This window comes from Povalibacter uvarum, assembly GCF_014202975.1.
In the GTDB taxonomy this organism is placed as follows: domain Bacteria; phylum Pseudomonadota; class Gammaproteobacteria; order Steroidobacterales; family Steroidobacteraceae; genus Steroidobacter; species Steroidobacter uvarum.
The window spans coordinates 1,384,670-1,405,037 of sequence record NZ_JACHHZ010000001.1; the positions used below are offsets into that span (position 1 = coordinate 1,384,670).

At 62.4% G+C, this 20,368-nt stretch carries 20 protein-coding genes, 1 tRNA gene, 1 other RNA gene and 2 pseudogenes; 8 read left to right on the top strand and 16 right to left on the bottom strand.

Annotated features, from left to right (window positions below; translation table 11 throughout):
* Positions 1–46: 46 nt before the first annotated feature.
* A complete protein-coding gene (locus tag HNQ60_RS05995; RefSeq protein WP_184330063.1) occupies positions 47–2,221 on the top strand; it encodes a carboxy terminal-processing peptidase in 2,175 nt (724 codons plus the stop codon).
* Between the two features lie 54 nt (positions 2,222–2,275).
* Here the strand turns inward: HNQ60_RS05995 and HNQ60_RS06000 are convergent, their stop codons facing one another.
* The 3 genes from HNQ60_RS06000 to ppsR are packed head-to-tail and all read right to left on the bottom strand — an operon-like array spanning position 2,276 to position 4,738.
* On the bottom strand, positions 2,276–3,325 hold the full coding sequence (locus HNQ60_RS06000) for a hypothetical protein (RefSeq protein ID WP_184330064.1): 1,050 nt from the start codon (positions 3,323–3,325) through the stop codon (positions 2,276–2,278).
* Between the two features lie 48 nt (positions 3,326–3,373).
* Positions 3,374–3,859: a DUF1249 domain-containing protein gene (locus tag HNQ60_RS06005; protein WP_184330065.1), complete on the bottom strand. Its 486-nt coding sequence runs from the start codon at positions 3,857–3,859 to the stop codon at positions 3,374–3,376.
* 54 nt (positions 3,860–3,913) lie between these two features.
* Positions 3,914–4,738 (bottom strand): posphoenolpyruvate synthetase regulatory kinase/phosphorylase PpsR, encoded by an 825-nt coding sequence (ppsR, locus tag HNQ60_RS06010; RefSeq protein ID WP_184330066.1) that lies wholly within the window; start codon positions 4,736–4,738, stop codon positions 3,914–3,916.
* 203 nt (positions 4,739–4,941) lie between these two features.
* On the opposite strand from ppsR, the gene ppsA reads away from it, so the two are divergent.
* Positions 4,942–7,305, top strand: coding sequence for a phosphoenolpyruvate synthase (gene ppsA, locus HNQ60_RS06015; protein WP_184330067.1), 2,364 nt, complete (start codon positions 4,942–4,944; stop codon positions 7,303–7,305).
* A gap of 123 nt (positions 7,306–7,428) precedes the next feature.
* Here ppsA and HNQ60_RS06020 read toward each other — a convergent pair whose 3' ends face one another.
* Together HNQ60_RS06020 and orn are read right to left on the bottom strand one after the other, a co-directional pair.
* Positions 7,429–8,025: a DUF938 domain-containing protein gene (locus tag HNQ60_RS06020; protein ID WP_184330068.1), complete on the bottom strand. Its 597-nt coding sequence runs from the start codon at positions 8,023–8,025 to the stop codon at positions 7,429–7,431.
* 11 nt (positions 8,026–8,036) lie between these two features.
* Positions 8,037–8,588 carry an oligoribonuclease gene (gene orn, locus HNQ60_RS06025; RefSeq protein WP_322096841.1) on the bottom strand — a complete coding sequence of 184 codons (552 nt, stop codon included), beginning with the start codon at positions 8,586–8,588 and terminating at the stop codon, positions 8,037–8,039.
* A gap of 102 nt (positions 8,589–8,690) precedes the next feature.
* On the opposite strand from orn, the gene HNQ60_RS06030 reads away from it, so the two are divergent.
* Complete coding sequence (locus HNQ60_RS06030) at positions 8,691–9,944, top strand: M48 family metallopeptidase (RefSeq protein WP_184330069.1); 1,254 nt, start codon at positions 8,691–8,693, stop codon at positions 9,942–9,944.
* A gap of 21 nt (positions 9,945–9,965) precedes the next feature.
* Positions 9,966–10,907, top strand: a complete 942-nt coding sequence (gene rsgA, locus HNQ60_RS06035; protein WP_184330070.1) for a ribosome small subunit-dependent GTPase A — start codon at positions 9,966–9,968, stop codon at positions 10,905–10,907.
* A 78-nt stretch (positions 10,908–10,985) separates the two neighbouring features.
* Here the strand turns inward: rsgA and recR are convergent, their stop codons facing one another.
* The 8 genes from recR to HNQ60_RS06075 form a co-directional block, all read right to left on the bottom strand.
* Positions 10,986–11,582 (bottom strand): recombination mediator RecR, encoded by a 597-nt coding sequence (gene recR, locus HNQ60_RS06040; RefSeq protein ID WP_184330071.1) that lies wholly within the window; start codon positions 11,580–11,582, stop codon positions 10,986–10,988.
* 115 nt (positions 11,583–11,697) lie between these two features.
* Positions 11,698–12,024 (bottom strand): YbaB/EbfC family nucleoid-associated protein, encoded by a 327-nt coding sequence (locus tag HNQ60_RS06045; protein WP_184330072.1) that lies wholly within the window; start codon positions 12,022–12,024, stop codon positions 11,698–11,700.
* 11 nt (positions 12,025–12,035) lie between these two features.
* Complete coding sequence (dnaX, locus tag HNQ60_RS06050; RefSeq protein ID WP_184330073.1) at positions 12,036–13,613, bottom strand: DNA polymerase III subunit gamma/tau; 1,578 nt, start codon at positions 13,611–13,613, stop codon at positions 12,036–12,038.
* 158 nt (positions 13,614–13,771) lie between these two features.
* Positions 13,772–13,868, bottom strand: an RNA gene (gene ffs / locus HNQ60_RS06055) — signal recognition particle sRNA small type.
* Positions 13,869–14,002: 134 nt separating this feature from the next.
* Positions 14,003–14,479: a preQ(1) synthase gene (queF, locus tag HNQ60_RS06060; RefSeq protein ID WP_184330074.1), complete on the bottom strand. Its 477-nt coding sequence runs from the start codon at positions 14,477–14,479 to the stop codon at positions 14,003–14,005.
* A gap of 101 nt (positions 14,480–14,580) precedes the next feature.
* Positions 14,581–16,041, bottom strand: a complete 1,461-nt coding sequence (locus HNQ60_RS06065; protein ID WP_184330075.1) for a PhoH family protein — start codon at positions 16,039–16,041, stop codon at positions 14,581–14,583.
* Between the two features lie 100 nt (positions 16,042–16,141).
* On the bottom strand, positions 16,142–16,615 hold the full coding sequence (locus tag HNQ60_RS06070) for a peroxiredoxin (protein WP_184330076.1): 474 nt from the start codon (positions 16,613–16,615) through the stop codon (positions 16,142–16,144).
* A 21-nt stretch (positions 16,616–16,636) separates the two neighbouring features.
* Entirely contained in the window at positions 16,637–17,164 is a 528-nt protein-coding gene (locus HNQ60_RS06075; RefSeq protein WP_184330077.1) for a glycine cleavage system protein R, read from the bottom strand.
* 189 nt (positions 17,165–17,353) lie between these two features.
* On the opposite strand from HNQ60_RS06075, the gene dapA reads away from it, so the two are divergent.
* Together dapA and HNQ60_RS06085 are read left to right on the top strand one after the other, a co-directional pair.
* The gene (dapA, locus tag HNQ60_RS06080; protein ID WP_184330078.1) at positions 17,354–18,235 is read left to right on the top strand and encodes a 4-hydroxy-tetrahydrodipicolinate synthase; all 882 of its coding nucleotides are present in this window, start codon (positions 17,354–17,356) and stop codon (positions 18,233–18,235) included.
* Positions 18,236–18,297: 62 nt separating this feature from the next.
* Positions 18,298–18,389: transfer RNA gene (locus HNQ60_RS06085), tRNA-Ser, on the top strand.
* A gap of 211 nt (positions 18,390–18,600) precedes the next feature.
* On the opposite strand, the pseudogene HNQ60_RS28265 reads toward HNQ60_RS06085, so the two are convergent.
* A pseudogene (locus tag HNQ60_RS28265) lies at positions 18,601–18,987 on the bottom strand (site-specific integrase); the annotation flags it as partial.
* Between HNQ60_RS28265 and HNQ60_RS27395 the strand changes: the two are divergent.
* Positions 18,907–19,338 (top strand): hypothetical protein, encoded by a 432-nt coding sequence (locus tag HNQ60_RS27395; RefSeq protein WP_246433374.1) that lies wholly within the window; start codon positions 18,907–18,909, stop codon positions 19,336–19,338. The pseudogene HNQ60_RS28265 and the gene HNQ60_RS27395 sit on opposite strands and share 81 nt — an antisense overlap.
* 30 nt (positions 19,339–19,368) lie before the next feature.
* Here HNQ60_RS27395 and HNQ60_RS28270 read toward each other — a convergent pair.
* Positions 19,369–19,509: pseudogene (locus HNQ60_RS28270) on the bottom strand (site-specific integrase); the annotation flags it as partial.
* Here HNQ60_RS28270 and HNQ60_RS06095 point away from each other — a divergent pair.
* Positions 19,498–19,788, top strand: a complete 291-nt coding sequence (locus HNQ60_RS06095) for a hypothetical protein (protein ID WP_184330079.1) — start codon at positions 19,498–19,500, stop codon at positions 19,786–19,788. The pseudogene HNQ60_RS28270 and the gene HNQ60_RS06095 overlap by 12 nt on opposite strands.
* A 6-nt stretch (positions 19,789–19,794) precedes the next feature.
* Here HNQ60_RS06095 and HNQ60_RS06100 read toward each other — a convergent pair whose 3' ends face one another.
* Positions 19,795–20,217: a MerR family transcriptional regulator gene (locus tag HNQ60_RS06100; protein WP_184330080.1), complete on the bottom strand. Its 423-nt coding sequence runs from the start codon at positions 20,215–20,217 to the stop codon at positions 19,795–19,797.
* Between the last annotated feature and the right edge of the window lie 151 nt (positions 20,218–20,368).

Below are 20,368 nucleotides of genomic sequence, written 5' to 3' on the forward strand. Positions count from 1 at the left end.
GTGCCCGCCCTCGGGCGTTGGCCCGACAGACTGAGGATGTGAAACAGTGTACCAGCCCTCGCGTGAGACCCAGCCCAGCAACAGCACCGGCAGCGCGCCGCGTCGCTTCACTTTGCTGTTCAGTCTGCCTGCATTGCTCATCGCGTGTGCCCTGCTCGCCGGGACCGCACAGGCCCCCGTTGCCAACGCAGTTGCGACGGCATCGACGCAGGATCTGACTCCGACCGAACGCCAGCGCCGCGTCAGCAAGCTGGTCAGCAACGTCATCGAGCGCTCGCACTATCGCCAGTCGCCGATCAACGATCCGGTCTCCGCCCTCGTCCTCGACCGCTACATCGAACAGCTCGACGGCGGGCGCAGCTACTTCCTCGCGAGCGACATCGCCGAATTCGAACGCTATCGGTACCAGCTCGACGACGCAGTCGTGTCCGGCAAGCTCGAACCCGTGTTCGCGATCTTCAATCGCTTCCAGGTCCGCAACCGCGAGCGCATCAACTACGCCCTCGAACTGCTCAAGACCGAGCCGAATTTCACCGTCGATGAGTACTTCGAGTTCGACCGCGAGAAAGCTCCGTGGGCCAAGAGCCAGGTGGAACTCAACGAAATCTGGCGCCAGCGAGTGAAAAACGATGCGCTATCCCTGATGCTCACCGAGAAGCCGTGGGCCGAATCACGCGACGTGCTGCAGAAGCGCTACGAGCGCGTATTGAAGCGCACCGAGCAGGTCACGAGCGACGACATCTTCGAAGTGTTCATGAACGCCTTCGCGCATGTCTTCGACCCGCACTCGAGCTACTTCTCGCCGCGCAACTCCGAGGAGTACCGCATCCAGATGAGCCTGTCGTACGAAGGCATCGGTGCTTCGCTGCAGCTCGTGGATGACTACGTGACCGTGCTCAACGTACTGCCCGGCGGCGCCGCTGCTGCAAGCGGCCAGATCAACGTCAATGATCGCATCGTTGCCGTCGGCGAAGGCAAGAGCGGCAAACCCACCGACGTGGTCGGCTGGCGCCTCGACGATGTAGTCCAGCTCATCCGCGGCAAGATCAACACGGTCGTTCACCTGCAGATCCTCCCGGCCGGCGCAACACCCGGCTCGCCGATGAAGGACATCTTCCTGACCCGCAACAAGGTGACGCTCGAAGCGCAGGCTTCGAAGAAGGAAATCCGCAAGGTGAAGCGCGATGACCGCGAACTCACCGTCGGCGTCATCAACGTGCCGAGCTTCTACCAGGACTTCGAAGCGAAGTCGGCTGGCGAGAAGGACTACCGCAGTACCACTCGCGATGTGCGCAAGCTCATCGAGGAGCTCAAGACCGAACACATGGACGCGCTCGTGATGGACCTACGCGGCAACGGCGGTGGCCATCTGACCGAAGCCACTGCGTTGTCGGGGCTCTTCATCCCGGGTGGCCCGATCGTGCAGTTGCGCGAAACCGGCGGCCGCGTGGAAGTCCTCGACGATCCGGAGCCCAGCATCGCGTGGGACGGCCCGATGATCGTTCTGGTCGATCGCTTCAGTGCGTCGGCTTCGGAAATTTTCGCTGCCGCGATCCAGGACTACGGCCGCGGCGTCGTTGTGGGCCAGCAGACCTACGGCAAGGGTTCAGTGCAGAACCTGTATCCGCTCGATCGCTACGCACTCGGACCTGAACCCGGCTTCGGCCAGCTCACGGTGACGATCGGCAAGTACTATCGCGTGACGGGCGAAAGCACTCAGCACCGCGGCGTACAGCCTGACATCTCGATGCCGACCGCAATCAGCCCCGAAGAAGTCGGTGAAAGCACCCGCGAGAGCGCCCTGCCCTGGGATCGCATTCGTCCCGTGGAATTCGGCCGCGAAGGCCCGCTCACACAGGCCATTGCGACACTCGAACAGTCTCACCAGCGTCGCATCGCGCAGGACGCGGACTTCGTGTCGCTGCTCGGCGATCTGGATTCATTCGAGAAGGTTCGCACGCAGAAGAAGGTGTCGCTGAACCTGCAGAAGCGGATCGAGGAGCGCGAGACGCTCGAGAAGGAACGCCTCGCTCGCGAGAACACCCGTCGCGCGGCACACGGCCAGGCGCCGCTCGCGAAGCTGTCGGACCTCAACTCCAACGAGGCTCCCGATCCCACGCTCGCGGAAGCAGCGCAGATCGCAGCAGACATGAACGGAATCGGCAGCCTGTACCTGTCGAAGCTGAAGACGGAAAACAGCGCCAGCCCGGCGACGCCGTAAGGACAGTGCGGGATGAATGGCTGACCATTCATCCCGCATCCCCTCGTTCGAAGGCTATTTCAGCAGGACCTCGTAAAGGTCCCAGTAGTCGTCCACCAGGACGTTGATCCCCGCCCGATTGATGCTTTCGAGCCCCGACACCGGTGATGTCGGCGGCGACAGCGTGCCGATCGAATCCGTCAAAGGCGTCGTGTCCGCATCGCTGCGGTAGCTCGCTTTCGCGCGCAGTGAATCCGTGTGCTCCTTGAGCCCCGCGAGATCCTCGCTCTCACGTCCTGCGATGCTGTGTGCTTCACGGAGCAACGCCATCAGCCGCACGCAGTCCTCGCGACTCCCGTAACGCATCTCGAAGACGGCCTTGGCTGTCGCCTCCTTCGCGAGCAGCGCCAATCCACCCGTCGAGAGCTGGCTGACCATCTGCTGTGCGTAGGCGATGACCGCCGTATTGACGATGCGCTTGCCGTCGATGGACATGCCAGGAAACTCGGACGGTTGCTGGTCCTCGATTGCCGCCCGATCGTCGGAAACGTCCGTGACGCGTGTAGCGGCCGTGTCCCACTGGTTGCGCACGACTTCCAGCTCGTCAGCCAGGCGCCTGCGCCGGAAGTAATTCCAGAAGCCGCGCATCGAGGCGAGGCGCGCTTCCATCTCCTTCATCTGACCTTCGAGCTTCTGGGCCTCGTTGCGCGCTTCACCGACGCGTCGATCGAAGTCCGCCAGCTGCCGGCGGCGCGTCTGATCGAATTCGATGAGCTGCCTTCGCCGCTCGCGATCCTGCTGCTGGTTCTGCAGATGCTCGGCAAAGCGGGCCAGCCGCGCCGCGCACGCTTTCCAGAGCGCTCGAAGCTGAAAGTAGACCAGCGCGTGGGTCGCAGCGTCCGGATCTCCCAGGTGCTGCTGAAGTTCCTCCATGCGTTCGCCCGCACGCAGAACCGCGGCTTCCTGCTTCTTCAGTTCCTCGATCAGCTCGTAGCGTTCGTTCTGGAGCCGGACGAGTTCTTTCTTGAGCTCCGCGCGATTCCAGTAGAGCTGCAGCAGCCGCTCGTCTTCAGCAGACTGCCGATTGCCCTGAAGGAGTTGTCCCAGCCGTTCGGAGATGCCCATGAGGATAGGCTTGAGCGACGGCGGTGCTGGATGAGGATGATGTCGGGATCAGCGCGCCAGAGCAGGCGTCGCCCCGAATCGATGGCCACGCTCGACGCAGTAGTCGAGCCATTTGTTCAGCATGACGTTGCGCAGCCAGCGCTCGCCGAGTGCACGCGCGAGTCCCGAACGGATCGATTCGAGGATGGCATGACGATGCCAGCGGGCGCAGGACTGGACTTCCGCAAGTCGCGCGTCGTGATAGACGCGGATCTGCAGGTCCGGATCGGCGAGCGACGCCATCTCCTGCTCGAAGATGTAAGTCAGCGTCACCGTCGTGGTGTAACGGCTGCGCTCTTCGACTTTCAGATGCAGCGGGCAATCGCCGTCGACGGCTGAGATCAGACGGCCTTCGACGGCGGAGAGATCTTCGATCAGCCAGCCGAGGCGAATGTAGTTGCTCTCATACAGCGACATCAGACTCACGAAGCTGGCAGGCCGTGCCCGCCAGCTCACTGCGCAGTCTGTATCTGTCGGCAGCTCAGCAACGTTCATGGATCGAATATAACACAGCGATTTCGCGCGCCGGCCACGTGCATGAGACGTGTGTCACGGTCGCAGCCGCCGCTCCACGCCGGTTTTGTCGAGAATGCGACTTGCGATCTCTTCGATCGAGCACTCGGTGGTGTTGATATAGGGAATGCCGTAGCGCTTGAACAATCCCTCCGCTGCCCTCAGTTCATATTCGACTTGCGCGGGAGACGCGTAGCGGCTGTTCGGCTTGCGCTCATTGCGAATCTGCTGCAGGCGCTCGGGCGCGATCGTGAGCCCGTAGAGTTTCTTTTCGTAGCGGATCAGCGACTGCGGCAGGCGCCCCGACTCGAACTCCTCGTCGGCGAACGGATAGTTCCCGGCGAATATGCCGTACTGGAGCGCCATGTAGAGGCAGGTCGGCGTCTTGCCCGATCGGGAAACTCCGACAAGTATCAGGTCGGCCCGGTCGTAGTCGTGGGCGACCGCGCCGTCGTCGTTGGCCAACGCAAAATTGGTGGCATTGATACGTAATGTATATGCCCCGAGGTCCTGCATGCCGTGCGCCTTGCCCTGGGCGCGCGACGATTTGACCTTGAGCTCGAGCTCCAGCGGACCGAGGAAGGCGTCGAAGAAGTCGAGAAAGAGGCCATTGGCCAGCTTGATGATTTCGCGCAGGTCCTCCTGCACCAGAGTACTGAAAATGACGGGGCGCACGCCCTCGTTTTCCGCGGTGGCGTTGATCCTCCGGACCGCCTCCTCCGCCTTGTCAAGGGTGGATATAAATGGCAGAGTCACCTGTCGAAATGCCTGCCCGTCGAACTGCGTGAGCAGACTGTGACCCATCGTCTCCGCGGTCACCCCCGTCTGGTCCGACACGAAAAATACCGTTCGTCTTTCCATTGATCACCTGGCCGTTGATCTCACTGGCCAGCGATGGTTCTGGCCGGGAATTCTGTTGAATGCCGGGGCCGCTTTAGCGCTCCCACGAAACTCTATGCCCTATCGAACGTTCTTCAGCGGGCCGCGTTCGTCGTAGAATCGCCGCCCCGACGACGTTTCACCAGTGTTCCATCCCCGCAAGGCGTAGATCAAGAGGACTTCCTTTGACTGCTTACATCCTGCCCTTCGAGAAAGTGGGCCGACACGATGTCGATACCGTGGGCGGCAAGAATTCATCGCTGGGTGAAATGATCAGCCACCTCGCCAAGCTCGGCGTCACCGTGCCGGGCGGCTTCGCGACGACGGCCCAGGCCTATCGCGATTTCATCGCCCATGACGGGCTGGCGGGGCGCATCTCGCAGGCCCTCGCCTCCCTCGATGTCGATGACGTCGAGAAGCTGACCACGGTCGGCGGCCAGATCCGCGAATGGATCCTCGCGACGCCGTTCCAGCCACGGCTCGAGAAAGAAATCCTCGAAGCGTTCGAGCAGATGAGCGGCGGCCGCGACATCGCCGTTGCAGTGCGATCGTCGGCGACAGCGGAAGACCTTCCGGACGCATCATTCGCAGGCCAGCAGGAAACGTTCCTGAACGTGCGCGGGCGCGATGCATTGCTCAAGTGCGTGCACGAAGTCTTCGCTTCGCTCTTCAACGATCGCGCGATTGCGTATCGCGTGCACCAGGGCTTCGCCCACGACCAGGTCGCGCTCTCCGCGGGCATTCAGTTCATGGTTCGTTCGGATGTCGGCTCCAGCGGCGTGATGTTCACGCTCGACACGGACTCCGGTTTCCGCAACGTCGTCTTCATCACTGCCTCCTACGGCCTCGGCGAAACCGTGGTTCAGGGCGCCGTGAATCCGGACGAGTTCTACGTGTACAAGCCTGCGATTCGTGCAGGACACGAAGCGGTATTACGCCGGACGCTCGGCGCGAAAGCGATCAAGATGGTCTACGCCGCGCCGGGCAGTGCCGCACGCGTGACCACCGTCGACGTGCCGAACGAAGATCGGCGCCGTTTCTCGATCACTGACGAAGACGTACTCCACCTTTCGAAACAGGCGCTCATCATCGAGGAGCACTATGGCTGCCCGATGGACATCGAGTGGGGCAAGGACGGGGAGACCGGCAAGATCTACATCCTGCAGGCCCGGCCCGAAACCGTGCAGAGCCGCGCGGGTCGCAGCGTGCAGCGCTTCTCGCTGAAGGGCAAGAAGACGAAAGTGCTCGCCACCGGCCGCTCGATCGGTCAGCGCATCGGCGCGGGCCCCGCCCGCATCATTCGCGATGTGAAGGAAATGACGCGCGTTCAGAGCGGCGACGTCCTGGTCGCGGACATGACGGATCCGGACTGGGAACCCGTGATGAAGCGCGCTTCCGCGATCGTGACGAATCGCGGCGGCCGCACGTGCCACGCAGCGATCATCGCGCGAGAGCTCGGTATTCCCGCCGTGGTCGGCTGTACTGACGCCACCGAGACGATTCGCGAAGGCGCGGGCGTCACCGTTTCGTGCGCCGAAGGCGACACGGGCTTCGTCTACGAAGGCGAGCTGCCGTTCGAGCAGAAGCTCATCGAGCTGGATGCCCTGCCCTCGATCCCGACGAAGATCATGATGAACGTCGGCAATCCCGATCGTGCATTCGACTTCGCCGGCATCCCGAACAAGGGCGTCGGCCTCGCTCGCCTCGAGTTCATCATCAATCGCATGATCGGCGTGCATCCGCGCGCACTGCTCGAGTTCGATCGCCTGTCGCAGGACTTGCAGGTGACCATTCGCCGCCAGATGGCGGGTTACTCCGATCCGGTATCGTTCTACGTCGATAAGCTGTGTGAAGGCATCGGCACCATCGCAGCCGCGTTCGCTCCAGAGCCGGTGATCGTGCGTCTGTCCGACTTCAAGTCGAACGAATACGCGAATCTCATCGGCGGCCCGCAGTACGAACCGCACGAGGAGAACCCGATGATCGGGTTCCGTGGCGCATCGCGTTATATCGATGAAGCGTTCCGCCCCTGCTTCGAGCTCGAGTGCCGCGCCCTCAAGCGTGTACGCGAGAAGATGGGCCTGACGAACGTTCAGGTCATGGTGCCGTTCGTCCGCACGCTGAAGGAAGCCGAGCAGGTCACGCAGTTGCTGGCAGCGAACGGGCTGGCACGCGGCCAGAACGGACTCAAGGTCATCATGATGTGCGAGCTGCCGACGAATGCGCTGCTCGCTGATCGCTACCTCGAGTTCTTCGACGGCATGTCGATCGGTTCGAACGACATGACGCAGCTGACACTCGGCCTCGATCGCGACTCCGCGATCATTGCCAAGCTCTTCGACGAACGCGATGACGCGGTGAAGGCGCTGCTCAAGATGGCGATCGATGCGTGCCGCAAATCAGGCAAATACATCGGCATCTGCGGCCAGGGCCCTTCGGATCACCCGGATCTCGCACGCTGGCTGGTCGAGCAGGGGATCGAGAGCATGTCGCTCAATCCGGATACCGTCGTCGAGACGTGGCTGTTCCTGGCGGGCAACAAGGTCTGAGAGCAGGGCAAGAGAGCCGGATTTCACACGGAGTTCACGGAGACCATGGAGAGAGGACAATGTCTGTCTGACCTCCTGATCTCCGTACCCTCGGTGAACTCCGTGTGAAACTCCTGGCCGTGTTCAGGTCTTGCCGAAGACCAGGAGCCGGTTCTTCGCTGGCATCGAGTGGTCGGCGAGGACCCCGAGACCGTTGCGGCGGCCCAGCTCGAACAATGCCCGATCGTCGCGAATACCCATCACGGGATCCCGCGAGCGCAGCATCTCATCGAATGCGCGATTGGAATCGCTGGTGAACTCGCCATTGCGGTTGAACGGTCCGTACAGGCAGAACCGGCCTCCTGCCTCCAGCACGCGGCCTACTCCCACGAACATCGCTTCGACGGCGGGCCAGCCCATGATGTGGGCCGTGTTTGCACTGAAGGCATAGTCGGCCTTCGTCAGGGGCCACTCGGCCTGCAGCACATCGAGCGCCAACGGTCCTTTCAGATTCGGCAGCGCGGCCTCGTCCAACCACTGGCGAATTCCTTCCAGGTTCTCCTCGCGGTCGGTCGACGTCCACTGGAGGTGCGGCAGCGCCTGAGCGAAATGCACTGCGTGCTGCCCGGTCCCCGCACCGATCTCCAGCACGACACCGGGCCGGAGAAACCAGCCTTTCAGTACGGCGAGAATCGGGTCCTTGTTGCGGTCGCAGGCCTCTGAATGAGGCCGGGCCGTCATTGCACTCTCAGTCACGGTACTCGCAGGAAATGCGTGCGGTAGTGGGCCAGTTCGCGGATCGAGTCGCGAATGTCATCGAGCGCCAGGTGCGTGGAAGCCTTCTGGAAGCCCGTGGCGACTTCCGGCGCCCAGCGCTTGGCCAGCTCTTTGAGGGTGCTTACATCCAGGTTGCGGTAGTGGAAGTACCGCTCGAGATCCTTCATCTCCCGCGCCAGGAAGCGTCGATCCTGGCAGATGCTGTTGCCGCACATCGGGGAAACACCGGGCTCGATCCAGACGCGCAGGAACTCGATCGTGCGCCTCTCCGCCTCCGCTGCGTTCACGGCGCTGGCCCGGACGCGTGCGCTCAGCCCTGACGCCGCGTGCTGCCTGCGATTCCAGTCATCCATCGCATCGAGCGTCGCATCGCTCTGGTGAATGGCGATGACGGGCCCTTCGGCGAGCGTGTTCAGATGTTTGTCGGTGACGACCGTGGCGATCTCGATGATGCGATCGGACTCGGGCTTGAGCCCGGTCATCTCCAGGTCGATCCAGATCAGCCGGGTCGGGTCACGGTCGCTCACAGCGAAACCTCGGAAATAGGTGCGTTGCCCATGATAACAGCAGCCGCTAAGCTCTCATCGGGCGCATTTCTGCACGAATTTTCCCATACATACAAGAACGTCATGCATTGGTTCACAACGCTGTTCGCGCTCATGCTGCTGGCCTCGACCCTGTTGCGCAGCTGGCTGAACCAGCGGCAGATCGCGGCCGTCAGTGCACATCGGGACGAAGTGCCGAAGGCCTTCGAATCCCAGGTCGACATCGATTCCCATCGCAAGGCCGCCGACTACACGGTGGCGCTCGCGGGGCTCAATCGCTGGGACCTGCTTCTGGACGCAATCCTTGCTCTCTTTCTCACCCTCGGCGGAGGCCTGGACTACATCGACCGGGCATGGCAACCCGCTGGATTGCCCCTGGCATGGCACGGGACGGCTGTCGTCCTCTCGACGCTGCTCATGATCTCCGCGATCGGCATGCCGCTGAGCATCTACCGAACGTTCGGCGTCGAGGCCCGCTTCGGCTTCAATCGCATGACGGTCGGCCTGTTCCTCGTGGATCTGCTCAAGGGCCTGGCGCTCACGCTGATTCTCGGCGGTCCACTCGTGTTCGTCATTCTGTACCTGATGCAGAAAGCCGGAACGCTCTGGTGGCTGTACGCTGCTTTCGTCTGGATCGGATTCACGCTCTTCATCACCTGGGCCTGGCCGACCTTCATCGCGCCGCTCTTCAACAAGTTCGTTCCGCTCGCCGATGAGGCGCTCAAGCAACGCACCGAGGATCTACTTGCGCGTTGCGGCTTCTCCTCGAAAGGTGTCTTCGTCATGGACGGCTCGCGCCGCAGCGTGCACGGGAACGCCTACTTCACCGGGGTCGGTCGCAACAAGCGCATTGTATTTTTCGATACGCTGATCGAGCGCCTGCAGGGGCCCGAGATCGAAGCCGTGCTGGCCCATGAACTGGGGCATTTCCGGCTGCATCACGTCCGCTCACGACTGATCCTCTCGCTGTTCTTCGGCATCGGGGGATTCGCCTTGCTCGGCGCGCTCACGGCATGGCCTGATTTCTATCGGGCGCTCGGTGTGAGCATGCCGACGCCCCACGCTGCCCTGCTTCTTTTCATGCTGGTACTTCCGTCCTTCACTTTCTTCCTCACACCGGTCGGCGCGTGGTGGTCACGCAAGCACGAGTTCGAGGCGGATGAGTTCGCGGCGAAGTTCTCCGACGCCAGCAAGCTGGCGGAAGCCCTGGTGAAGCTCTATCGCGACAACGCCACCACGCTCACACCCGATCGGCTGCACTCGACCTTCTACGATTCACACCCGCCCGCGCTTGTGCGCATCGCGCGCCTGCAAGCCCTGGCGACTCGGCAGGCCTGAGGCAGCAGGGAGCACGCTGGCATGACATTCATGAATACGCCGGTCGAGTTCACTGCACGTGTCGTCGAGTCGTTCGGACGACGAGCGATCGTGCGCACAGCGGACGGGGAACGCCTGCCCGCCGAGCTCTTTGGCAAGCGGCTCTCGATCGTGTGTGGCGACGAAGTCAACGTGCGTATGCCGCGACCGGTAGCTGCAGCGGCCGGCGATGAGCCCCGAATCGTGTCCGTACAGCCGCGTCGCACGCTGCTGCAGCGAACCGACAGCCGGGGCCGCAACGAGCCGCTCGCATCGAACCTCACATTGCTCGCGATCGTCGTCGCCCCCGAGCCGCCGACCGATCCTTACATGGTGGATCGCTATCTCGCCGGCGCCGCCTATGCCCATATCGATGGCGCGATCGTAGTGAACAAGTCGGATCTCGACTCTTCGTCCACGCTCGGCGAAGCCGTCGAAGAGTATCGACGCGCAGGCTATCCGGTACTCACCGTCTCGGCATTGAACAGCCATGCCATCGACGATTTGCGCGCATTCCTCAAGGGCAAGACGACCATGTTCGCCGGTCAGTCGGGTGTCGGAAAATCGACGCTCACGAACGCGTTGATCCCTGACCTCGAGCGGCAGACGCGCACGCTGTCCGACTCGACGGGCGAAGGACGACACACGACGGTCTCCACCGCTCTCTTCAGGATGCCCGGAGGCGGTGAACTGATCGATTCGCCAGGTGTTCGCGACTTCGCCCCCGCTCTCGTCAGCGATGCGGTCGTTCAGAGGGGTTGGCCGGAAATCGTCGCAGCCGCACCGCAATGCCGGTTTGCGAACTGCCTGCATCTTCGCGAGCCGGGATGTGCAGTGATTGCGGGTATCGACGCAGGCACGTTGTCCGCGCGCCGCTATGAGAGCTACAAGCGGCTGCTGAACATCATGCGTGATCTGGCGCCGGATTATGAGAGGCGGAAGTAGAGGCTGGCTTGGTAAGCCGACCCGATCGGATGGATTCCCGCTTGCGCGGGAATGACGGATTCCGCGGGAATGACGGCGTCAAAGCACCTGGCGGCCCGCGAGCGCGTGAGCCAGCGTCCCGCCATCGACGTATTCGAGCTCACCACCCACGGGGACGCCATGGGCGATGCGGCTCGACTTGATCTGCTTGCGGCCAGCGATCTCTGAGATCACATGAGCCGTGGCATCACCTTCAACGGTCGCGTTGGTCGCGAGAATCACTTCCTTGATTTCGCCTTCCTTCAGCAGCGCTTCGAGCTCGGAGAATCCCAGCTCGTTCGGGCCGATGCCGTCGAGCGGCGACAGATGCCCCATCAGCACGAAATAGCAACCGCGATAGCTTCCTGATTGCTCGATAGCCGCCACGTCAGCCGGCGACTCGACCACGCAGAGCAATGAACGATCGCGGCTGGACGAGGCACAGATCGGGCACAGCTCCGACTCGGCGAACATGCGGCAGCGCTGGCAACGCCCGATCCCTTCGACCGCCTTCTGCAACGCTTCCGCGATCGCCGCGGCACCGTTGCGATCCTTCTCGAGCAGATGGAACGCCATCCGCTGAGCCGACTTCGGTCCGACACCGGGCAGGCAGCGCAGCGTTTCGATGAGGCGGGTGAGCGTTGGAGGATAAATCATCAGAAGAGAAGCGGTTGGCGGTTAGCGGTTGGCGGTTGGCGAGAAGGGAGAAAATGCGAACCGCTCACTTGCTCGCGCATCGCGCGGATGTTCACTGGACCATCCACCGCTGCTCTCAGAAAGGGAGTTTCATGCCGGGAGGAAGATTCAGGCCGCCCATGAGGGAAGACATCTTTTCCTGGGAGGTGCGTTCGATTTTCTGGACGGCGTCGTTGATTGCGGCGGCGACGAGGTCTTCGAGCATTTCCTTGTCGTCGCTCGAGATGATCGACGGGTCGAGTGTCACGCGCAGCGCCTGATGCTTGCCGGTCATCGTCACCTTCGCCATGCCGCCACCCGCTTCGCCGGTGACCTCCATGCTGGCGATTTCCTGCTGCGCGCGCTGCATGTTGGCTTGCAGCTGCTGCGCCTGTTTCATCATGTTGCCGATATTGCCTTTCATGGGTACCCCATTCATTCGCTGGGTCTGACGGAATCCGGTTGAACAGTTGCGCCGAATACATCGCGCATCGCGCGGATATTCGGATCTTCATCGATGCTTCGACGGGCGTTCTGCATGCGGTCGTCCGCTGCGGCCCGCTGCTGTCGCGCAGGCGTGTCACTCGCTGCGCCGACCGTATTGATTTCGAGCTTTACTTCCTCGCCGAGGTACGCGGACAGCGCCTGGGCGAGCTTTTCTTCGAGCGCCGGTCGCCGGAACGTTTCGCCTTCCGCGTCGAGATTCAGGCGCACTTTGCCGGGCTCGCGACCGATGAGGACGCTGTGCGCAGCGAGCTGACTCACTGGCCCGTTCAGATTGAGCGCCGCCACGATTGCACTCCATTCGGTCGCGACTGCCGATGCCTTCTGCGGCCGCGCCGTTGCTGCCGGGGCAGAACGCGATGTCGATCCGGTCGCTACCGACGTCGGCGTCGGGACCGTCGTTGATGCTGCGGACGTGCCCGCATCCGCGAGACCGAATGCCAGCATGCGCAACAACACCATCTCGAACCCAGCTCTCGAGTCCGGTGCGAGTTCGAGGTCGCGACGACCGATGATCGCGGTCTGATAGAACAGCTGCGTATCCTCCGGCGTCAGCGTTGTGGCGAGCCGCCGGAATGCGTCGATGTCTTCCGCCTCGTCCAGCTCCAGATCGGGCACCGCTTGCAGCAGCGCAACCTTCTGCAGGACGGCGGCGAGCTCCGCGAGCACATCTCGATATTCGGGCGCGCGTTCGTCGAGTTGCGCCACACAGTCGAGAACCTTTCGCGCGTCCCGCGAAACGACCGCTTCGATGATGCCGAACACTTGCGATCGATCGAGCGTGCCCAGCATCGTGCGCGTATCTTCCGCGGTGAGCTTCGCGCCGCCGAAAGCAATCACCTGGTCGAGCAGGCTCAGCGCGTCGCGCATGCTGCCCTCCGCTGCCCTGGCCACCAGCCGCAGCGCGTCTGGCTCGAAATCCAGGTTCTCGGCCTGCGCGATCTCCGTCAGGCGCTTCATGATCATCCCGGGCGGAAAGCGCTTCAGGCTGAATTGCAGACAGCGCGACAGCACTGTGACCGGAAGCTTCTGGGGATCGGTCGTCGCCAGCAGGAATTTCACGTGCGGCGGCGGTTCTTCGAGCGTCTTCAGCAGCGCGTTGAACGAGTGCGCCGACAGCATGTGCACTTCGTCGATCAGATAGACCTTGTATCGCCCGCGAGTCGGTGCGTACTGAACGTTATCGAGCAGCTCGCGAGTGTCATCGACCTTCGTACGCGACGCGGCGTCCACCTCGATCAAATCGACGAAACGACCTTCATCGATTTCCTTACAGGCGGCGCATTTGCCGCAAGGCGTGGCGGTGACGCCCGTTTCGCAGTTCAGCGATTTCGCCAGGATGCGCGCGATCGTCGTCTTGCCGACCCCGCGCGTGCCCGTGAACAGGAACGCGTGATGCACCCTGCCCGTCTCCAGCGCGTTCGTGAGCGCGCGCATGACGTGCTCCTGGCCGGCCAGTTCGCCGAAATTGCGCGGCCGCCATTTGCGGGCAAGAGCGAGATAGGACATTTTGAGGAAGCGGATGGCGGATAGCGGATGGTGACTAGTCAGACCCGAAAAACTGACGGCCTCTCGAGCCGAGCCGCAGTTTACCTGTTCATGTCCGGTTCCGGGCTCTGACCATTCACCATCCGCTATCCGCTATTGCCTTCCGCATTGGAGACGGCCCGCGCCGGCACCTCTCCGGCACCCGATATCACCGTTACCGTTGCTCCCTTCCGGGCCTGGCGGGGTTCACGGCTGATCGTCGCGGAGAAACCGACGCGAGCCGCCATGGAACCTTACCGGCGGCGTCGGGCCGGGCGGCCCGAAAGTGGGCGCGCAGCATAGCAAGAAGAAGCGGTTAGCGGTTGGCGGTTAGCGGTTAGTCGGAGAAAGAAGGGGGCCGGCTCTAACCGCTATCCCCTGCCCTTGTATGGCGGGACGCCTTGATCGGGGATCCATATGTCGGCAGGGGGTTGGCCGGTTTGCCAGAACACGTCGATCGGGATGCCGCCACGGGGATACCAGTAGCCGCCGATCCGCAGCCAGTGCGGTGTCAGGAACTTCACCAGGCGATCGCCGATGCCTACGGTGCAATCTTCATGGAATGCGCCGTGATTGCGGAACGAGCCGAGGTAGAGCTTGAGGGATTTGCTCTCCACCAGCCATTTTCTCGGCACGTAGTCGATCACGAGATGGGCGAAGTCGGGCTGGCCGGTCACCGGACAGAGCGAGGTGAACTCGGGTGCCGTGAAACGGGTGAGATAGAGCTTGTCAGGGTGCGGATTGGGCACGCGCTCGAGCGTTGCCTCTTCCGGAGATTGCGGCCACGGCACATCGCGCCCCAATTGCGTAGGCGCGGCGCGCTTGGGCGAAGATTTACGTTGCGGCACTCTATGCTCCGAAAGAGAGATTCTCTCGCTGATCAGATGGACTCCCGCTTGCGCGGGAGTGACGACCGTCAACTGTCGACCGTCAACTGTCAACTCTCCAGTTACAAGTTTTCCGAAGCGTAGTCGGCAAGCCGCGAGCGTTCGCCTCGTGTCAGTGTCACGTGGCCGGAATGCTCCCAGCCGCTGAAGCGATTGACGACGTACGTCAGGCCTGACGTGGTTTCTGTCAGGTACGGCGTATCGATCTGCGCGATGTTGCCGAGGCAGACGAGCTTCGTTCCCGGGCCTGCGCGCGTGACCAGCGCCTTCATCTGCTTCGGCGTGAGATTCTGGGCTTCATCGAGAATCAGGAAGCGGTTGAGGAAGGTACGGCCGCGCATGAAGTTGAGCGAACGGATCTTGATTCTGTTGCGCAGCAGATCGTTAGTCGCTGCCCTGCCCCAGTTGCCGCCTTCCTGGCTCTGTGTCAGCACCTCGAGGTTGTCCATCAGCGCGCCCATCCAGGGCTCCATCTTCTCCTCCTCGGTACCCGGGAGGAAGCCGATGTCCTCGCCCAGCGGAATCGTCACGCGCGTCATGATGATCTCGCTGTAACGATTGCTCTCGAGCGTCTGAGCAAGACCGGCCGCCAGCGTCAGCAACGTCTTGCCCGTGCCGGCGGGACCCAGGACCGTCACGAAGTCGATCTCGGGATCCAGCAGCAAATTCAGCGCGAAGTTCTGCTCGCGGTTGCGGGCAGTGATTCCCCAGATGCCGTGACGCTCGTTGCGATAGTCGCGCACGAGTTCCAGCACCGCGCCGTTGCCGTCGATCCGGCGCACTATCGCCTCAAGGCCGTTCGAATCGCGCTGATACAGAAACTGGTTCACGTGCCAGTCGCGGACCATCGGCCCCTGCACCCGATAGAACGTATGCGCGTGGTCCTGCCACGAGTGCATGTTCTTGCCGTGCTTGTCCCAGAAATTCGCAGGCAGCTCGAGTACACCGGTGTAAAGCAGGTCCGCGTCTTCGATCGTCTTGTCGCTGTAGTAGTCCTCGGCCTGCACACCGATGATCGAGGCCTTGATGCGCAGATTGATGTCCTTCGACACCAGGGTGACGCGCGTCTGCGGATGTTCGCGCTGCAATGCGAGCGCCTGGCCGAGGATCGCGTTGTCGGCGCCATGCCCTGGGAGCGTGGCGGGCAACCCGCCGGTCAGCACCTTCGTCTGGAAGAAGAGCCGCCCGGTCGGGCGTTTCTTGTTGCCGTTGGCGTTGCTCGTCGTCGGCAGCGGCAGGCCGTTGTCGATCTGCGCCTTAGTCGCATTCGCCATGAGCTCGTCGAGGAAGCGACTCACCTGCCGCACGTTTCGTGCCGCTTCCGACAAGCCCTTCTTACCGGCGTCGAGCTCCTCGAGCACGATCATCGGTATGTAGATGTCGTGTTCCTCGAAGCGAAAAATCGCGGTGGGATCGTGCATCAGCACGTTCGTGTCGAGCACGAAGATCCGTCGTTCCCGACTCTTGCTCGCGCGCGCGGTCTTGCGGCCGCGGCGGGCTTCGCTGGTGTCGCCTTTGGTCATGGCTTACTGAACAGCTCCGTGGATGAGGTTGAAGAGATCATCGAACAGGCTCGACAGGCGACTTGTCGTGGGTGATCGCGAGCGTCCGCATTCGCGGGCACTAGAGATCCTTGACTGCAGCAAGCACCTCCTGCACATGTCCGGGCACTTTCACTTTACGCCACTCACGTTTCAGTACGCCTTCCTCGTCGATGAGGAACGTACTGCGCTCGACGCCCATGTATTTGCGCCCGTACATGCTCTTTTCCTTGTAGACCTCGAACAGATCGCAGACGGCGTGATCCTCGTCGGCGAGCAGCTCGAAGGGAAAGGACATCTTCTCCTTGAATTTCTCATGCGACTTCAGCGAATCCGGCGATACGCCGACGATGACGGCGCCCGCCTTCTTGAAATCCGCATGGAGATCGCGGAAGGCCACGCCTTCCGTCGTACAGCCCGGCGTGTTGTCGCGCGGGTAGAAATAGATGACGAGTTTTTTGCCGACGACATCCGCCGGCTTGAAAGTCCTGCCGCCGGTCGACGGCAGCGAGAAGGTGGGGATCTTCTTGTCCAGCTTCGCGGATCGGGTCGGCATTGCGCGACAGGCAATCCTTATCTAGGACTTCAGGGGTTCAAGAATAGCATCGAGATTGAACTGATCGCAGAAATCCATGAACTCTTCACGCAACGCTGCGATGTGAATCTTGGCCGGGATGTGCGCGACCAGTTGCACGGAAAACATCGGCGCGCCGGTGTGCGCGGCGGCATAGCTGCGGCTGTTGAGCTCGGCGATGTCGATCCCGCGCGAGCTGAAGAACCCGGCGAGATTGAATACGATGCCCGGCTGGTCGAGGCAGACGACATCGACCGAGTAGGTAACGACGTCCTTGCGCTGCGGGCGCTGTTCGGTGCGCCGCAGGCTGACGGTGATGCCCGTCGAATCGCTGAGCTTCTTGAGCTCCGTTTCCAGCTTCGCCAGCGTGTGCCAGTTGCCCGACACGAGCAGCAACATCGCGAACTCGCTGCCCAGCGCGCTCATGCGGCTGTCGTGAATGTTGCCCGAGCAGTCGAGCACGACACGGGTCAGGTCATAGACCAGTCCGGTCCGATCGCTGCCCAGTGCGGAAATGACGATGAATTGCATCCTACGGAATCGGCGCTGACAGCAGGCGCAAAAGAGTGAGCGAATAAGTTAACCGCATGCGAGTGTACAGCCTCGCGTAGCGGCGATCTATTCGCTTGTTGTCTCGCGTCGCGGACCCTAAAACCCGCTTGCGCGCGCATGACGACGGCCAGTACGATCTTTGTCTCCCGCGGATTTCCAAGGATTCCCATGTTCAGCGGCAGTATCGTGGCGATCGTCACGCCGATGCAGGCGGACGGCGCAGTGGACTATGGCGCGCTCGATCGCCTGATCCAGTTCCATCTCGACAACGGCACCGACGGCATCGTCTCGGTCGGCACGACGGGCGAATCCGCCACGCTCGATGTCGAAGAGCACATCGAAGTCGTCCGCCGCACCGTCGAGAAGGCCGCCAAACGCATCCCTGTAATCGCCGGTACCGGCGCGAATTCCACGACTGAAGCGATCGAGCTCACGCGGCGAGCGAAGGACGTCGGAGCCGATGCTTGCCTGCTCGTCACGCCGTACTACAACAAGCCCACCCAGGAAGGCCTGTACCAGCACTACAAGAAGATCGCGGAAGCCGTGAAGATTCCGCTCGTCCTGTACAACGTGCCGGGCCGCACGGCTTGCGATATGCAGCCTGAAACCGTCGCGCGCCTGGCAAGCGTCCCCGGCATCGTCGGCCTGAAGGAAGCCACGGGCTCCATGGATCGCAATCGCCGCCTGATCTCGATGGTGGGCGACAAGCTCGCGCTGCTGAGCGGCGACGACGACATTGCGGTCGAAAGCACCCTCGCCGGCTTCCGCGGGGTCATCTCCGTGACCGCCAATGTCGCCCCCCGTGCCATGCACAGCGCGATCGCAGCCGCATTGGCCGGCAACCCGGACGAAGCACGCCGCATCAACGACACTTTAATTCCGCTGCATAAGACATTGTTTCTGGAGTCAAATCCGATCCCGGCCAAGTGGGCCCTCGCCCGCATGGGCCTGATGGGCGACGGAATCAGGCTTCCCCTGACCCCGTTCGCCAGCCAGTACCACCGCCAGGTCATCGACGCTTTGCAGACCGCCGGAATCGCGTTCGCCTAGGTCCGTTTGCGTGGGCCTAGGGGCGACGTGTAACCTTCGCGCCCCAGCGATTTTCCTGCCGCGGAAAGGTGGCCGAGTGGTCGAAGGCGCTGGACTGGAATTCCAGTAACATCTTCACGGGTGTTCGTGGGTTCGAATCCCACCCTTTCCGCCATTTCAAGGACTTGCGAGGCCGGCTTCACGTCGGTTCTCGCTGCCTTTTGCTCATTTGCCTCGATTTGTTTCCATTTGGTTTCCACTTTTTTTGGAAGCCCCACGAGCGCCGCCATCCGGTCGCTCGCGCCCTGCCGCGCCTTCGGGACCGCGCTCGCATAGATCGTGAGCGTGATCTGCACGTTCGCATGCCCGAGCGCCTTCGACACCGTGACGATGTTCACGCCGGCCTCGAGCAGGTTGCTCGCGAACGAGTGCCGAAGGTCATGAAAGCGCACGGGCCGAAGACCCGCGCGCTCAAGTGCCGGGCGCAGTCCTCGCTGCAAGAGCGCACTGCCCTGCATCGGTTTGCCAAGCACCGAAGGGCACACAAGATCATGCTCGTTGACGCCGATGCGCTTCTGCCACGGCTCGAGCAACGCCAGTAGAGCAGCCGGCAGCTCAATCGTGCGCTGACTCGCTCGCGTCTTGGGCACGAAGAAGACGCCGCGACGCTGCTGCCGACGGATGTTCGCGGTGTGGCCCACCCAGTCGATGTCACTCCACTTGAGGCCCACCACTTCCCCGATGCGAAGTCCGCAGAAAACCGCGAGCGCGATCGGGACGCGATACGGATCGAGGGCGTGCGCGAGGAGCGCCGACAGCTCTGCCGGTGCGAGAATGTTCTCGGCGATGACGCGCGACTCATCGCCCTGGGTCGCCCGCAGCTTGTCGATCCGCGCCGCCACGTTGCCGACCAGCACCTTGTGGTCCTGCGCGTAGCCGAAGATCGACACCAGGATCCCCAGGCACTTGTTGATGGTGCGCGGACCGGGTCGCAGGGGCTTCAACACCGCGCTGGGATTCGTCGCTTGGAGTTGAAGGCGCTTCTCATCGCGCGCCTGGACGATGCAGTCCGGCAGCACCTCCGCACGCAAGGCGGCACGAAAGCACTCGATGTCGAAACGTGAGATCACCTCCACCTTGCGGGTGCCGAAGTACGGCAGCAAGTAACACTCGAGCATCGTTTCGTAGTCTGAGCGCGTCGATTGACCGACGCGCACCTTGCTCGCGAGCCACTGCTGGGCCAGTTCGCGGAAACTCGGTCGAAGGCGTTCGGGGAGATAGGTTTGGCCGCGCACCTGCGCGAGGCGCTGTTGCAGCAGTTCCTCCGCGGCGCGTTTCTCGAATGCAGCGCTGTCGAATGGGCCCTGCGGCGCTTCGATCCGTCGACGCTGGTGCTGGTCGCGGAAGTCTGCGACCCAACGACCGCGATTCTTGCGAACGACTGCCATGCACTACTCCGCAAACTGCCCCTGAGGACGCGATGTAGCCGAGAAAGCAAGACTGCGGTGTTCGACGCAGCGCCGGGACGCATCATGCATCGCTTCACTCGAACGAAGATCGCGCACTCTGTCTAGACGGTTCTAGGCATTTAAGTCGGGATCGGAATTGCGCCCCAGGATGGGATAGCCCGTGGTCTTGACCTCGCGGCGCTTGAACGCCTCACATCCCATGACTTCTGCGAAGTCAAAGCGCACGTAGCGTCCGTACTTGTGAAATGGGATGCGACGCTCCCGCGCCTGGTTCATCCACCAGGTCGCCGGGATGCCAGTGCGCGCTTCGAGCTGCGCGGCATCCAGCAACTGCGCGGGTGCGGGACCGTCTGTCGATCCTGCCGAAGACTCTTGCAGCAAATGCTGGTCGAAGAGTTTTTTCGGTAGCTTGAGCGTTCCGATGCCCGGCAACGCTACGATGACGACGGAGGGGTCCGCGAGCGCATTCTCGAGTGCCAGGTTGCGGCGGTTCCACGCAGCTCGATCAAGTCCGTTCGATGTCTTGCCGTGCATAGCCGAGTCTCCGTGGCAACGGTGTCGAATCGCTACGCTCGTCCCTCCCTTCACCACTCGCGCTTTCCGAAAAGCGCAACCGCTCATGCATCGCGGTCACTCACGTGGTGTGGCTACGATGAACCCAGGACGAGAGATCACGGGATAAGTA